We start from the raw sequence: 16,068 nt of genomic DNA on the forward strand, positions 1-16,068 counted from the left end.
AAAACCTCCCGTGATATGTCTTTATCAGTCCATTATATGAACGGTCTTGGAAGGTTATGAAGAACATAAACTTAGAGTGCCTCTTTGGCTTCTTTCTTTCCTGGGGATGAAAACAGCCTCTTCCTAGGATACATTTCTTTCTGTCCCTGGAAGAGGCTGTTCGTATGGTTATTAGCGCTTAGTTAATTACTTGCCATCGCCGGCTGATCGCCATTATTATTTTTGGCCAGATGGACATTCCCTAAGAAAGCGGAGACCCGCCGCAAATACTCACGGGGATGCTCGCGGAACAACAGCTCATGATGACTACCCTCGATGATCCAGGAATCAGAGAACGGATTGTTCTGATTTGCTGCTAGTTCTTCGGCAATAGGATAAGGTGCTTTATCGTCTTTGGTTCCATGCATGAATAGGATAGGGAAAGGATAGTCTTTGGATTTAACCTTTGCATAAGGAATTTGATCTAGTCCCGTACCGTTCAGCACCGGGAACAGCATTTCCATAATCGCCAGGGAAGGCTGGCGCGGCAGATCGATATTCTGCTTGATATTATGATACAGCGTGTCTGGTTCTAACAAAAAGGTGCTGTCCAGAATCATCGCGTCGATGTCCTCAGATACTAATCCTGCTTGCAGTGCTGTGCCAGCACCCATGGAGAAGCCCCAAACAACGAGCTCTTTAGCTCCGCGTTCCTTTGCGAAATCAATGGCGCCTAGAAGCTGCTGGGATTCTTTTTTGCCGCCGGTTGCAATATCCTTATTACCTTGGGCAGCAAATCCGTAATCAAACATTACGACATTGAAATTCAGACTGTGTGCATAGTGAGCGAGATCGTACATAGGTACCCAAGACTCTTCGCGGTTGGCACCATAGCCATGACTGAACACGATAGTCTTAGTGGCATCCTTGGCTGGAATATACCAGCCGTTCATCATGCGACTGCCATCCTTAGCTGGGAAGGTTACATCCTCGTAGGCGAGGCCTTTGGCCATCATAGGATTGGAGTACAGTGGCGCGACGGTTGGATTGGATAGTACCCAAGCGATGTAGCCATGGAGCGAGACAAAACAAAATGCTAAAAAGAAAAATATAGATAATAGCAATGCAACGATAATATGCTTAACACGGATCATCCGCAGCGATAGTCGTGATGAACTGCCCTGTTTAGGTAGTTTAGGACGACGGGAGACTGACGTGCCGGCTCGGCTGGTTGTCAGATCCATAAGGTCCCCTCCTAAGTATGATGTGAGTACTAGTGCCTAGGATAATTTGTCGAAAATGATACTAAAGCATTAGTATATTTAATATGTTTATCGTAAGTTGAAGCACTTACAAAGTCAATGAATTGGACCGTTTTGTAATGTAACTGTAAAGTGCGGACCAGTCTTTTTCGGCTCAGTGAATATACTGGACTTTCCGTAGAGTTTTGCACTAAGATAGAGTTAATTATAATGTAACCGCGTTTCATTTGATGAAACACGAGGGGGGATTACTGTGGAGGACCGAAAGCTAACGGTACGCGCGGTAGAACGTGCGCTCGACATATTACTTTGTTTTACGCAGGACAGTGATTTAGGGTTAACGGAGATCGCATCAAAGATTGACTTACATAAGAGTACAGTCCACAGATTGCTGGCAACACTAGAGGAAAAGGGCTTTCTTATTCGCAATCCGGCGACAGAAAAATATAGGTTGGGTATACGAATCTGGGAGTTGTCTACGCATCTGCCTGCTTTTGACGAGTCGGCAGCGGTATTGCTGCCATCTATGGAACGGCTGAGAGATCGACTCGGTGAGACGGTAAGTCTTTACTTAAGGGATGGTATTGAACGCGTACGTATTCAGGCGGTACAGAGCCAGCAGGCGATCCGTAGAGTCGCACAGATCGGTGCGAGGCTGCCATTATCCGTAGGGGCGTCGAGTAAGGTGTTAGCAGCGTATGCACCACCTGAGGTGTTGAGAGAGCTGCTGGAGAGTTCGGAGTGGCCGGATTACGTTGAGAAGAGTGTATACAAAGATCAGCTTAATGAGATCATCCGGCTGGGGTATGCCACGAGTTTCGAAGAACGTGAGTCTGGTGCGGCCGCTGTGGCGGTACCTGTCACAGGCCGTAGTGGAAATGTGATTGCGGCGTTATCGCTGTCAGGGCCGGTCAGCCGCCTGTCTAGGGATACGTTAGTGGAGTATGCCGCTATCTTGAAGGAAGCAGCAAGTGAAATGGGCATGATGATTCCATAGGAAGAACAGGGCGGTCTCATAAAGTGGGCTTTTCGCTGAATGAGACAGACCGTTAAGAAGCAGAACAGCGATCTCTCCGTTACTGGAGGATCGCTGTTTGTTTTTGGAAGGTGCAGCTTATGCTAGAGCCAGAAACCCGTACCACGTAACCGTATCCTTATCCCGTGCCGCTTAATTCGATCACCAGTCATCTGAGTCCTATAAGATAGGCGTGGAATCATAAACACTCCCTATATTCGACAACTGCTTCGAACACGTAAGCATCAACGAATCAAACGTAGCTTAGAGTTAGGAACGTGCATGGAGGTAGGTACAAGAAACAGGGATGCCCCAGCAGCCCATTCGATTCATGGCTGCAAGAACACCCCTCTAATCTATAGAAGCCCCTAATAACTACACAAAAAAACTGCCTCACAGCCACTCATGGCCGCGAGACAGTTCTTTATTAAGTCTATTCTACAGATACAGCCGAAGAATCTGTGGCATCCGCCAGCATTTGACGAAGTACAGTTTGTAGAATACCACCATTGCGATAGTAATCAATATCAACCGTACTGTCGAGGCGTGCTGTGACAGGGAAATCGAACTGAGTACCGTCTTCACGGGTAGCGGTAACAGTTAGATCTTGGCTTGGCGTCACCTCGTTATCGAGACCGGTAATGTTGAAGGTCTCGCGTCCGGTCAGTCCCAAGCTGCTCCAGCCGTGTCCTTCCTGGAATTGCAGTGGAAGCACACCCATACCAACCAGATTGCTGCGGTGAATCCGCTCAAAGCTCTCAGCGATAACAGCTTTAACACCCAACAGAAGCGTGCCCTTGGCAGCCCAGTCACGTGAGCTTCCTGTGCCGTATTCTTTACCGGCGATAACGATGAGATTCTGTCCAGCGTCCTGATACAGCATGGAAGCGTCATAGATGGACATGACTTCATCGCTTGGCAGGAAGGTTGTAACTCCGCCTTCTGTACCTGGAGCTACTGCGTTACGAATCCGAATATTAGCGAATGTACCACGCATCATGACTTCATGATTTCCGCGGCGTGAGCCGTAGGAGTTGAAGTCTGCACGTTCTACACCATGATCGCGTAAATATTCGCCGGCAGGACCAGAGGTAGAGATATTACCTGCAGGTGAGATATGGTCGGTCGTTACGGAATCAGCAAGCAACGCCAGAACGCGTGCATCCTTGATATCCTTGATGTCTCCCAGACCGTCTGCCAGATGCTCAAAGAATGGCGGATTCTGAATATACGTGGAATTATCATCCCACTCATACAGCTCGCCTTGTGGAACAGGGATAGAATTCCAACGTTCATTAGCAGTGAATACATTCTCGTATTTACGACGGAACATCTCCGGACTAAGGGAGAGACCGATTGCTTCACGAATTTCAGCAGTAGTTGGCCAAATATCCTTCAGGAATACTGGCTCACCTTGTGGATCAAATCCGAGCGGTTCAGTCTGTAAATCGATATTTACAGTGCCAGCCAGTGCGTAAGCAACTACGAGCGGCGGTGAAGCCAAGTAGTTGGCTTTGACCTGAGCATGTACGCGGCCTTCAAAGTTACGGTTACCGGAGATTACAGCAGCTACGGTCATATCGTTATCAGTGATGGCTTGGCTAACCTCTTCAGGCAACGGACCGGAGTTACCGATACAAGTAGCACAGCCATATCCCGCCAAGTAGAAGCCCAGTGCTTCAAGTGGCTTCAGCAAGTCTGCTTTTTCCAAATATTCAGTAACAACCAATGATCCTGGAGTCAAGCTGCTCTTAACGTATGCTGGTTTGGTCAGACCACGTTCCACAGCTTTTTTCGCCAAAAGACCTGCACCAAGCATAACGCTAGGGTTGGAAGTATTCGTACAGCTTGTAATCGCTGCGATCACGACCGCGCCTGTGCTCAGCTTGCTTTTGGTGCCATTTTTATGTTCTATTTCTACAACTTGGGCGATTTTCTCATCGCTGAGACCGTAACCGCCTTTGTCTACAGGTGTACGGATAATACCTTCGAAATTTTCTTTCATATGCGTAAGTTCGATCCGGTCTTGCGGACGTTTTGGTCCAGCCAAGCTTGGAACGACAGAAGCTAGGTCAAGTTCAATTACATCGCTGAACTCAGGATCTGGCGTATTCGAAGTGCGGAACATGCCTTGTGCTTTGTAATAAGACTCAACGAGCTCTACCAGATCATCTGGACGACCTGTGCTGCGAAGATAAGCAAGTGTCTCTTCATCTACAGGGAAGAAACCGATCGTTGCTCCGTATTCTGGCGCCATGTTAGCAACCGTTGCCCGGTCAGCAAGACTGATGTTAGCAAGACCAGGACCGTAGAATTCGACGAATTTGCCGACTACGCCCTTTTTACGCAACATTTCAGTCACTGTCAGTGCCAAGTCTGTTGCTGTAGCCCCTTCGATAAGACTACCTGTAAGCTTGAAGCCCACTACATCTGGTGTAACAAAATAGAGCGGTTGTCCGAGCATACCTGCTTCAGCTTCAATACCGCCTACACCCCAGCCCACAACACCAAGTCCATTGATCATCGTAGTGTGGGAGTCCGTTCCAACAAGGGAATCTGGATAAACGACAGTTTCACCATCGATAGTTTTAGTGGTGGCTACGGAAGCCAAATACTCCAAATTCACCTGATGCACGATACCGGTAGCTGGAGGAACTGCACGGAAATTATTGAAAGCGGTCTGTGCCCAGCGAAGGAAACGGTAGCGTTCCTCGTTGCGCTCAAACTCCACGTTCATATTATATTCCAAAGCGTCTGCCGTACCGAAAGCATCAACCATAACAGAGTGGTCAATTACAAGGTCAACGGGAACGAGCGGGTTAATCTGTTTAGGATCTCCGCCGGCTTTCTTTACGGTGTCACGCATAGCTGCCAGATCTACGACTACCGGAACACCGGTAAAGTCCTGAAGTACGATACGAGCAGGGATAAACGGAATTTCTTTATTGCGATCAATGTCGCCTGACCAATCAGCCAATTGTTTCACATGTTCTTCTGTAATCGCCCGTCCGTCAAATTGACGAACAGCCGCCTCAAGTAATACTTTGATCGAGAAAGGAAGGGAAGAGATAGAGCCCAATCCTTGTTCCTCAAGGGAGTTAAGATCATAATAGCGATAAGATTTGCCACCTGATTCCAGGGTGCGGGCCAACGAGAAATGATCCTTGCTTGGCATATGTGCGCCTCCTTGTTTCATCTATTGAAACTCAATTTCACATTGCATGTTATTTAATTATAACGGTTACAAAGAGGGGAGTAAAGTTTTTTTTCCTATATATAAAGCCCGAATATCGCATCTCTGAAACCATTTAGAGTTACCTCTAAAACGTAAGCTATAAGCAAAGCATATGCCCTACCATGTAAATTGAAGCGATCTGTATAGCGGCCTGTTTCCTTTCATATACATAGAGCAGTAGTTAAAAGGGAATGAAGGGGTGCGAGTATAATGGAACAACAGTGGAAGCAGAGTCTATATGTATATGTAGATCAAGTGAATAAGGCCAAGGTGGAACCTAAGTCCTCATCGCAAACAGTTTCCGTATCCGTTAAAGATCCACGTTTTCTGGTGGAGCAAGGGGAACGTTCACGCCGTATCGCTGAATGGTATACCGCTCGTGGGATCACTCCGCTGCGTGGGGAAACAGGTGTAAAGACTTTACGGACCGTCCGGCAGACTCCGACTGAGGTGGTAGCAGAGGTTACGCTGCATAGTGCACTCTATTATGAAAAAGGAGGCGTTAACCACCGCGAGGATAGGGTTGAGCTGGAGCGGTTGACCTTTGTGCGGGACGGAGGGGGTTGGGAAATCGCTGCTATTGAACGAACCATTCCCGAAAGGAATACAGTTCATAGAGCTGAGGTGGAGCTATCAGGCAGGTTGTCCAAATGGGGGGAAGCTTTGCCTGCTCCGCTGCCATCACAGCCCCTTCTAAACCGGAATATTCTTGGTGAGATCTCGGGCTCAAGAGAGGTTCGCTACAACCGTGAAGAAGCGGTGGCTTATGCCGATCGTTGGTGGAAAGACGGGAATCCGGAGTTCGAAACATTTGAGGTAGATTGTACGAATTATGTCTCCCAATGCCTCTTTGCAGGGGGCGCGCCTATCAACTATACTGGTAAAAGAGAAACGGGTTGGTGGTACAAAGGCTACCAAGGAAAACAAGAATGGTGGAGTTATAGCTGGGCTGTATCAGACAGTCTGCAGCGCTATTTGAGCGTTAGCCGGAGCAGTGGCTTGCGTGCGGAAGTCATGGAGCGGCCGGAGCAATTAATGCTGGGCGATATCATTCAATATGACTGGGATGGTAACGGGCAATATCAGCACAGCACGATCGTCACAGCCTTTGATGCTGGTGGCATGCCGCTTGTGAATGCACGTACAGTTAGCAGTCGTCATCGCTTCTGGGACTATCGTGATTCCTACGCATGGACGGATCAAACGAAATACCGTTTTTTTCATATTAACGACTATTTATAAGACAGAAAGAGGTTATAAAGGTATGGGGAACGCAAAACTAACCGTAGGGCTGGTGTACGGGGGCAAATCCGGAGAACATGAGGTATCGCTACAGACGGCTTTTGCCGTGATGAACTCATTTGATTACGATAAATATGAGATTATCCCTTTTTATATTTCAAAACAGGGCTTGTGGAAAGTCGGAGAGACATTATCGGCACCTTATAGTGAGGTAGGGCAGCTCAAGCTTTCAGATGCAACGGAAGATATGGGCACAGCCCTGAATGTAGTATTTAGTGGACTATCCGGTGCGGATAAAGCGGTGGACGTTATGTTCCCACTGCTGCACGGCACATATGGCGAGGACGGAACAATTCAAGGGTTATTTGAAATGGCGAATATTCCTTACATTGGGGCTGGTGTTCTTGCCTCTTCGGCAGGGATGGATAAGGTTGTTATGAAGAAGCTATTCGCTGATGCAGGTCTGGATCAGTGTGAATATTGTTATTTTAACATCAGCGCTTGGAAAAGAAAAAGCCATGAGTTGATTGTGGGTGTAGAGGATAAACTGGGATATCCAGTATTCGTAAAGCCTGCTAATCTGGGCTCAAGTGTAGGTATTTCTAAGGCTTCTGATAAGGAAAGTCTTGTAAAAGCTATAGATTTCGCCTTCCGTTATGACACCAAAGTCATTATTGAGGAATTCGTGGATGCTCGTGAGGTAGAGGTCGGTGTGCTCGGAAATGATGAGCCAGAGGCCTCTGTTCCGGGTGAAATCGTTTCTTCTGGAGAATATTATGACTACGCAGCTAAATATACGGACGGTAAATCGCAAATGATGATTCCTGCGCCAGTAGATTCTGAAGTTGCTGATCGTTTGCGGGAGTCCGCGATAACCGCTTTTAGAGCGATTGAGGGTAGCGGGATTACCCGGGCGGACTTCTTCCTGCGGAGATCGGATGGTAAAATTCTAATTAACGAAGTGAATACGATGCCTGGCTTCACTCCTTACAGCATGTATCCGCTATTGTGGCGTGAGACAGGTGTATCCTATAGAGCTCTGTTAGACCGTATGATTGAGTTAGCCTTAGAGCGCTATAATTTCAAACAAGGTCTTAAGTATGACAACGAGTAATTGAAGCTACTAGCGGGTTCATCCCGACTGGAAAGGGGCGACAAAATATGGGTTTTCAAACTGAATTCAATTCCGTCTGTAAGTTCAAGAATGAACAAGAGCTGTACGAGCTGCTGGAGTATGGGCGTACCAAAATGGTGAAGCAGGGCTTTCGCGTGTATCCGACGGGTCAGAAGGTGATTGCCTACACACCTGAGAATGTAGCTGTAGCGATCGTCAAAATCTCAGCCTCGATCGCAGAGATTAATTTTCAGGGGCATGAGGTTACAGCGGTCGAAATGGAACTCGTGCGTAAATTGAATGAAGAAGAATCAAAAGTGCAAACTGCACTAGCAGATGAAATGTTTTTTGGAGCGCAGGGATGATTGTCCGATTTGGATATGTAGCGATGTCCACCGTTATCAAAGACTGCTCACCATCCAAGACTATGACGATGGCCTCCTTCAAGAAGCTGGATGACCGTGAAGCGGCACTTCGGCGTTTGGAGAACCTCGCTCGGATGAATCTGCACAATACGCTGCGACTAATGAAGCATAATGTGGGTTCGGACATCTTCGTGTACCGTCTCACTTCCAAGTTGATTCCTCTGGCGACGCATCCTGATTTACAGGATTGGAATCCGTTTGCTGCGCTCGCTGAGGAATTTGCGGAAGTGGGGCAATTTGTGAAAAAGCATGGGATGCGGGTGTCTTTTCATCCAGATCACTTTACAGTGCTTAGTACACCCCGTCCTGAGGTGCTAGTAAGTTCCATCCGGGATTTGCAGCACCACACGGACATGCTGAATGCCATGGGACTTCCTGCCATGGCGAAGAACAATATTCATATTGGCGGAGCCTATGGGGACAAGCCGGTGGCAGCCAAGCGGTTTGAGAAGCATTTCCGCGAGCTACCAGCAGCGCTGCAGGCACGTATTACGCTGGAGAATGATGATAAGACATTCACAGCCCCGGAGACACTGGCAGTCTGCCAGAACGTAGGCCTGCCGATGGTGCTGGATATTCACCATCAATGGGTGAATAATGAAGGTGAGCTCCCTTGGGAGCTGTGGCCTGACATTCAGCAGACATGGCGGAGCGAGTTTGCACAGAAGGATGCTCCACTGGGAGAGCTTCTCCCGCCTAAGATTCATGTATCTAGTCCGCGCAGTCCGTCTGATCCGCGCAGCCATGCCGATGGTGTGGAGCCTGCGCCATTAGTAGCTTTTCTAAAGCGAATAGCTGCAGATACCCCTGCTGTCGATGTTATGATTGAGGCAAAACTAAAAGATGGCGCGTTATTTGGATTGATGGAAGCAATGAAGGAGCTGGCGGATGCCGGTAATGGAATTTCTGTATTAAATGGGGCAAGTGTGAATATCGAACCTTAAATAATGAAAACAAGGCGATAGGTCCCGAATACGGGCCCTATCATGACTTGATATGTAACTTGAAATAGGGTACGTTGAATGAAACTTTATTACGATTAGTATTCAAGGGATCATAGAAGTGGGTATGCCCCTTATGGCGGAACTTTGAGAACGTTTTGGCGTATTGAACGGTATTGTGAATAGGATTGCTTTAAATTTCATGCCAATGGCGATTATGTTCAAGGAAGCGGAGTGAAGATATGAGTCCTTTAAAACCAGAGGGTAAGAAAGAACGTGAACCCTATGTAGTAACGAGCAAGGGACATACGGCGGTGGCTATTAATGCTGCTGCCAAAGCAGGAGAATGGATAAAGAGCAGACAGGGCCTGGTGAAGGAACTTAATACAAAGACATCGGCACAGGATCTGGTCACGGAAGTAGATAAAGGCGTTGAACAGATGATCCGCAGGTTGATCCTGACACATTATCCAGATCATGCGATCCTCGGTGAGGAAGGCGTATCCCCGGGAGCAGCAGCGGCAACCGCTGCATTGGAAGAAGCTCGTGAGCATGAATATCTGTGGATTGTAGATCCCGTAGATGGTACGACTAATTTTGTACACGGATTTCCTTTTTACTGTGTTTCCATTGCTTTAGTGATTCGTGGAGAATTAACGGTGGGTGTAATTTACGATCCGATTCGTGATGAAATGTTCGTTGCTGAAAAAGGTAAGGGAGCCTATATGCATGGTGTTCCTACCGCAGTTTCTACGGAGGACGTTTTTGGAGACAGCTTGATTGCAATGGGCTTTCCGCCGGACCGTGAATTTGCGCAACCTGTGAATATGGCAGGACTGCAGAGCATTCTTCCGCAGATTCGTGGTATTCGTGCAGGAGGTTCAGCTGCTCTACACTTGGCTTATGTGGCAGCTGGTCGGGTAGATGGATACTGGGAAGTAGGCTTAAGCCCTTGGGATTGTGCAGCAGGAGTACTGCTAGTGCTTGAATCAGGGGGCAGAATTACGGATACGCTTGGGCGTCCATACGATATTGGCACTCGTCATATAGTAGCAAGTAATGGTCATATTCACGAATATTTGGTTTCGTCACTGAAGAATGCTGAAGCAACAGGATATAAGCTTTAGGGAGGACGATGCATCATGAGCGAGAAGGATGATCTGGAACGCAAGCTAAGCGAAATGTTGGTTGATGGTGAGATGGAACAGGGTGACCGTATAGCTAAAGAAATCCGTGAGATCTCTCCGAAGTATGAAATTCGTATCCAGACCACAATGGATCCTATTGTGGAGGAGACGCTGCGGTATCGTAAGATTGGACATGAACTAGACGATCGTTATGATAAATATCTGGAACGTGCCGGGAAAAATTTGAATTCACAAGAGGATTCAAATAAAGAATAGGACATTCGTTTCTTGCTGTGATAATAATTGTGATTTTCAGAGCGGTTTCCCGAATATGGGAGGCCGCTCTTTTGCGTTGCTATCAGGGATGGTAGAATGAGAATTAGAACATTTTGGGAGGGATACGATGCTAAGCAGGTGGAGAAGAATTTTAGCAGCTAGCACAAGCAGTATGCTTTTGTTATCTGTGCTGATTGGCGTAGGTGCCGGATCAGCAAATGCAGCTGACACGTCTACAACACAAGGTACAAGTCAGGATGTCTTTCGCATCGTAGCTCTTGGCGATTCGATTACTGCCGGATACGAGCCGGGAATGACGGATGTGAATACCAAGCCTTACGGTTATGCGGAGCGACTACTGGAGCAGGGGTGGTATCATGGCCGGAGCGAGCTTACCAATTATGGTATTCTTGGATTGACCACTGCTGGATTACGTAATTACACAGGAGCCATCAAGGAGGGTTCAGTGATTACTGCTGAAGGTATTCAGTCAGGTCTCCCAGATCCGCGGATAGACCAGTTCGTAAAGTTAACCCCACAGATCGCATCAGAGCTGAAGGAAGCCGATCTGATTACGATTACCATTGGCGGGAATGATGTAAGCCGTCTTTTCTTACAGGTTAAGGAGCTGACAGATACAGATTTCGAATCTCAGCTGGAGCAGAAGCTAGCGGATTACAATACGAATGTGAAGGCCAGTCTTGAGAATATTCGTGCGATAAATCCTCAAGCAACAATTATACTGGCTGACCAATATCAGCCTGCTCCTAAGATCGCTCTTGGTGCAATGTACACTAAATTGATGACCGCAGCAGCGAAATTTACGGATTCGGCAGATCGTGTGGCTGCAAGTATGAATCAAGAGGGAGCCAAGGTAGTAGTAGCTCATGTAGCGGCAAAGTTTGCCGGCTCAGAGGGATCACTCACGCATATTATCGGGGCAGGACAAGCGGATTTTCACCCTACGCAGCTCGGATACGAGACCATTGCAAAAGTATTTGCTGAATTACAATGGGGGGAATACCGCATTCCCACTGTAGCGGCGATGGCTACGGATACTGTACCGATGTCGATTGTTGTAAAGGGTGTAGAGTTAAATACGCCGAATAAGCCCATCCTTAAGAATGGTCAGAACTTCTTGGCGCTTAAAGATATTCTAAATGCCGTAGGCGCTAACGGAAAGTGGGATAATAAGACCTCCAGTGCGACTATTGAATACGGTGGACGGACGGTTGTAATCACGATCGGCAGCAAATTTATTAAGGTGAATGGACAGAATGTAGCCATTGATACCCCTGCTTTTCTGCAAAAGGTAGGCAAAGAAGATAAAACTTATCTTCCCCTTGCTGCATTGGCGACCGGACTTGGATTTGATGTTAATTATAGTAGCAAACTGCGAACGGCTTTCATAAATCCATAAATCTGCATACTATATCATAGGTACTTTAAATTAAGCCCGTAAGGCAAAGGTGGATGGAATATTGTCTAGTTCAAAATTTAGTGCTGAATATATCATCACTATGGATGATATTGTACGGGAAGGTCATCCCGTACTTCGTACCGTAGCTCAACCAGTGGAGCTTCCTCTACATAAGGAGGATCGTGAGACTCTGCAATGTATGCTTCAGTTTCTGAAGAACAGCCAGGACCCGGAGATTTCCGAAGAATACAATTTACGCTCTGGCGTAGGTCTGTCGGCGAATCAAATCGGACTGTTGAAGCGTATGTTCGTGATGTATTCTACGGACGAGAGAGGGAGGATTGTAGAGCATGCTTGGGTTAATCCTAAGATCATCAGTCACTCACTAACCATGGTGTACTTACCGGAGAGCGAGGGGTGTCTGTCCGTTGATCGGCCGGTGCATGGTTTTGTACCTCGTTATGAATCTGTGAAGGTAAAGGGATATGATCTTGAGGGGAAGGAAGTGGTCCTTAAATTTAAGGGCTACCAAGCCATCATCATCCAGCATGAGATTGATCATCTCGATGGGATCATGTTCTACGACCGAATCAACAAGGAAAATCCATTCAAGCTTCCTCAGGGAGTGGAAATCCGTAACTTGTACGAGTAAAAGAAAATCTCTGAATCATAAAGCGTGTGGTCTTTGCAGCATAAAGCTGAGGGGCGCATGCTTTTTTTTGCTATCTGCAAGATTGAATGATTTCGAATATTTTACAAATTAATCCACAGGAGGTACCATGTAGCTAATGGGTAGAAAGTAACTTTATTATCAGAAGGAGGTTATTAAATGGGTTGGGGTAGAATGCCAATAAGAGGCGTGGTCAACGAATATAATGATGAGGTTAAGAAGATTGATGAGCAGATTTTGACTCTGATTCAGGAACGTAAAGCTATAACAGGCAAGAAACGGTTTTCCCCCGAAAGTGAGGTCCTTGAGGAGTGGTCAACTAGATTCGAGATGGACACTTCTCAGATTGTACAGTATATACACAGTCTGAATGAGGCTGTACCCAGACGGAAATATTGGGAAGAACCCGGCTTGCTTCTCGGTGTACTTCCAATCGTGAAGCGGATAGTCCTCGAAGATTGCGAATATACACTTACACATGCTATGCAGTATGAAGCTCTCAGCATCGTTACTGTGGAAATTAAGTATTTAAAAGAAACGGTGGAGCACGTTCATCTTAGAGCCGCCCTAACATTGGAAATTATGAGTGAGGCAGCCTATGAAATCCAACCGCATGGAGGCCACGGAGGGGGCGCACATACACAAATGAAATTCTTGGTCTGGCCACCGCTACCAACGGATCTGGATACGGTTCAATTTTCCTTAATACCTGGTGAAGATAGAATGTTTGGGCCTTCAATGACGGAGATTATATTGGACAAGCAAGTAGACTTCGAATAGTACCTATGCAAAAAAACCTACCACCAGAAGCTTGGTGGTAGGTTTTAGTATGTTTAGTGGCCGTAAATAACGTCTTATTTCTCAGCCGCCATAGCACGGAATGACGCTTCTGCTGCAATTAGCGTAGCTTCGATATCAGTAACGGTATGTGCTGTGGTCAGGAACCAAGCTTCATATTTCGAAGGGGCAAGGTTAATCCCGCGGTTCAACATGTGACGGAAGAAGCTAGCGAACAATTCGCCATCTGTATCCTGTGCCTCATCGTAATTCGTAACTGGATGCTTGCAGAAATGAGTAGAGAATGAACCACGGATGCGGTTGATCGTCAGTGGAATGCCATGACGGTCAGCAGATTCATGGAGTCCGTCGACGAGACGGATCGCAAGCCGTTCCATCTCATCGTATACGCCTTCTGCACTCAGCACTTCCAGACAGGCGATCCCTGCGGAAATGGAAGCAGGATTTCCCGCCATTGTTCCCGCTTGGTATGCCGGTCCTAGTGGGGCTACTTGTTCCATCACATGCTTACGTCCGCCGTACGCGCCGATCGGTAGGCCGCCGCCGATGATTTTGCCGAGTGCTGTAAGGTCAGGAGTAATGTCTTCATGGTTATCCAGTCCTGCATATGTCTGTGTGGAACCATAGTGGAAGCGGAAGGCAGTAATGACTTCGTCATAAATAACGAGTGAGCCGTTATCATGAGCCAGCTTGCAGAGTCCTTCGAGGAATCCGGGCTTCGGCATCACCATACCGAAATTACCGACGATCGGTTCAACCATTACAGCGGCGACATCTTCGCCCCATTTTTCCAGTGCTTCTTGCAGGCTGTCCAGATCATTAAAAGGAACAGTGATTACTTCCTGTGCAATACTGCTAGGAACGCCGGCACTATCTGGAATACCAAGCGTAGAAGGCCCGGATCCTGCTGCTACGAGCACCAGATCAGAGTGGCCGTGATAACAGCCAGCGAATTTCACGATTTTGCTGCGCTTTGTATAAGCACGAGCGACACGAATGGTAGTCATAACCGCTTCTGTGCCGGAATTGACAAACCGGACTTTATCCATAGACGGAATAGCTTCTTTAAGCATTTTAGCAAGCTTGATTTCGAGCTCTGTTGGGGTTCCGTAAAGGACACCATTCTCAGCTGCTATGGTAATTGCCTTCGTTATATGTGGGTGAGCATGGCCGGTAATGATCGGTCCATAGGCTTGGAGATAGTCGATATATTCATTGCCATCTACATCCCAGAAGTGAGATCCACTGGCACGTTTCATAAATACAGGTGCTCCGCCTCCAACGGCTTTAAAAGAGCGGGAAGGGCTATTTACACCTCCAACGATATGCTGGAGGGCTTCGTGATAAAGTTGTTCAGATGTGGAACGATTCATAATGTGATCATCCTTTCGATTGTCGATGCTCATGGGAAAGGGCGAACATCGGTGTTTCCGCTGTCCGCCCGTATTATACCATTGCCTGCTGTGTCTACTTGTGGACGTTGCTTGTCAGATCCTTACTTGGTTCCGCTTGTATTACTATTTGAAGTAGTCTCTGGTGAAGTTGAAGGTGTAGGCGTTGGCTCAGGACCATTCAAGGTATCCTGTACAAATTCCCTCAACTTATTTTCACTGCGAATGCCGATAACCTGTGATCCGTCACTTGTAGTTTTCTCTTTGAGCAGATCCATGGGCGGAATTTGCTCACTACCGCCCATGGTGCTGTCGTACCCAACGGTTGCCAGCTTCCACATGTCATTGACTGACATATTGGTTTCAATATAAGGTGTAACTTGACCTAGGATATTCGGGAGCTTGATTATGGATGTGGTCTGGATCAGTTTGTCAGCTACAACCTTGAGAAATGCACGCTGGCGTTCGGTCCGAGTAAAGTCGGAGGTGGCGTCATGCCGAAAACGTACATATTGCAAAGCTTTATTACCGTCGAGATGCTGATATCCTTTTTTTAGATCAATGTCATACTCGGGACCATCTGCAATGGTCTTGTACACCATATCTTTCTCGACTTCATAATCTACACCACCAACGGCATCTACTAGCTTGATGAATCCTTGGAAGTCCGTGTAGACATAATATTGAATCGGGATGCCGAGCAGATCGCTTACAGTCTGCATCGCCGTGTTAGGTCCATAAATGATAGCTGAATTAATACGTTTTTCGCCGTGATCTGGAATCGGAACGTAAGTGTCTCTAAGAATTGAGAATACGCTGATTTTCTTCTTCACGGGATCAAGTGAGGCGACGAGCATTGTATCGGAACGAGGAATTTCCCCCTTCTTGACACCGCGGGCATCCACACCCATTAGTAGTATATTAACAGGTTCTGTACCTTCCCACTTTGGAGGTTCTGGCGTGTCAACATCAACGGTTTCAGCATTCTTGAATGGTGAATTCTCGGTGTTCGACATGCTGCCAAGCTCATTGTAAATGGTTGTAAAGTAGTAAATGGCCCCGCCGATAATAAGGAGGAGTATAATGGCCAGTATCCAAAGCAGCGGTTTCTTCTTTGACTTACCAGTCTTTGCGTGCCTTTTCTTTCTAGGTGGCATTTCTCGTTCTTCCTTT

The 16,068-nt window shown here is 47.1% G+C and carries 14 protein-coding genes; 10 read left to right on the top strand and 4 right to left on the bottom strand.

The features are described from left to right. Positions 1-182: 182 nt before the first annotated feature. Positions 183-1,223 (bottom strand): alpha/beta hydrolase, encoded by a 1,041-nt coding sequence (locus tag PAENI_RS06130; protein ID WP_076285877.1) that lies wholly within the window; start codon positions 1,221-1,223, stop codon positions 183-185. A gap of 271 nt (positions 1,224-1,494) precedes the next feature. On the opposite strand from PAENI_RS06130, the gene PAENI_RS06135 reads away from it, so the two are divergent. Next, the gene (locus tag PAENI_RS06135) at positions 1,495-2,238 is read left to right on the top strand and encodes an IclR family transcriptional regulator (protein WP_076285876.1); all 744 of its coding nucleotides are present in this window, start codon (positions 1,495-1,497) and stop codon (positions 2,236-2,238) included. Between the two features lie 451 nt (positions 2,239-2,689). Here PAENI_RS06135 and acnA read toward each other — a convergent pair whose 3' ends face one another. After that, complete coding sequence (gene acnA, locus PAENI_RS06140; RefSeq protein ID WP_076285875.1) at positions 2,690-5,431, bottom strand: aconitate hydratase AcnA; 2,742 nt, start codon at positions 5,429-5,431, stop codon at positions 2,690-2,692. Between the two features lie 270 nt (positions 5,432-5,701). Between acnA and PAENI_RS06145 the strand changes: the two genes are divergently transcribed. From PAENI_RS06145 to PAENI_RS06185, 9 genes are all read left to right on the top strand, one after another. Then, positions 5,702-6,733: an amidase domain-containing protein gene (locus tag PAENI_RS06145; RefSeq protein ID WP_081951017.1), complete on the top strand. Its 1,032-nt coding sequence runs from the start codon at positions 5,702-5,704 to the stop codon at positions 6,731-6,733. Between the two features lie 22 nt (positions 6,734-6,755). After that, the gene (locus tag PAENI_RS06150; RefSeq protein ID WP_149644661.1) at positions 6,756-7,847 is read left to right on the top strand and encodes a D-alanine--D-alanine ligase; all 1,092 of its coding nucleotides are present in this window, start codon (positions 6,756-6,758) and stop codon (positions 7,845-7,847) included. 47 nt (positions 7,848-7,894) lie between these two features. Then, complete coding sequence (locus PAENI_RS06155) at positions 7,895-8,212, top strand: hypothetical protein (protein ID WP_042123954.1); 318 nt, start codon at positions 7,895-7,897, stop codon at positions 8,210-8,212. Then, on the top strand, positions 8,209-9,216 hold the full coding sequence (gene uvsE / locus PAENI_RS06160) for a UV DNA damage repair endonuclease UvsE (RefSeq protein WP_149644662.1): 1,008 nt from the start codon (positions 8,209-8,211) through the stop codon (positions 9,214-9,216). The genes PAENI_RS06155 and uvsE overlap by 4 nt, the downstream gene beginning before the upstream one ends. Positions 9,217-9,455: 239 nt before the next feature. Then, positions 9,456-10,340, top strand: coding sequence for an inositol monophosphatase family protein (locus PAENI_RS06165; RefSeq protein ID WP_042184672.1), 885 nt, complete (start codon positions 9,456-9,458; stop codon positions 10,338-10,340). A gap of 15 nt (positions 10,341-10,355) precedes the next feature. After that, entirely contained in the window at positions 10,356-10,616 is a 261-nt protein-coding gene (locus PAENI_RS06170) for a hypothetical protein (protein ID WP_149644663.1), read from the top strand. Between the two features lie 127 nt (positions 10,617-10,743). Further along, positions 10,744-12,036, top strand: coding sequence for a stalk domain-containing protein (locus PAENI_RS06175; RefSeq protein ID WP_149644664.1), 1,293 nt, complete (start codon positions 10,744-10,746; stop codon positions 12,034-12,036). 100 nt (positions 12,037-12,136) lie between these two features. After that, positions 12,137-12,688, top strand: coding sequence for a peptide deformylase (def, locus tag PAENI_RS06180; RefSeq protein WP_076285953.1), 552 nt, complete (start codon positions 12,137-12,139; stop codon positions 12,686-12,688). A gap of 177 nt (positions 12,689-12,865) precedes the next feature. Then, positions 12,866-13,486, top strand: a complete 621-nt coding sequence (locus tag PAENI_RS06185) for a hypothetical protein (RefSeq protein ID WP_149644665.1) — start codon at positions 12,866-12,868, stop codon at positions 13,484-13,486. Between the two features lie 74 nt (positions 13,487-13,560). On the opposite strand, the gene PAENI_RS06190 is transcribed toward PAENI_RS06185, so the two are convergent. Further along, on the bottom strand, positions 13,561-14,877 hold the full coding sequence (locus PAENI_RS06190; RefSeq protein WP_149644666.1) for a glutamate-1-semialdehyde 2,1-aminomutase: 1,317 nt from the start codon (positions 14,875-14,877) through the stop codon (positions 13,561-13,563). A 122-nt stretch (positions 14,878-14,999) separates the two neighbouring features. Continuing rightward, on the bottom strand, positions 15,000-16,052 hold the full coding sequence (locus PAENI_RS06195) for an LCP family protein (RefSeq protein WP_149644667.1): 1,053 nt from the start codon (positions 16,050-16,052) through the stop codon (positions 15,000-15,002). Positions 16,053-16,068 lie beyond the last annotated feature (16 nt).

Origin of the sequence: Paenibacillus sp. B2(2019), assembly GCF_008370385.1 — a bacterium.
Classification (GTDB): domain Bacteria; phylum Bacillota; class Bacilli; order Paenibacillales; family Paenibacillaceae; genus Paenibacillus_AQ.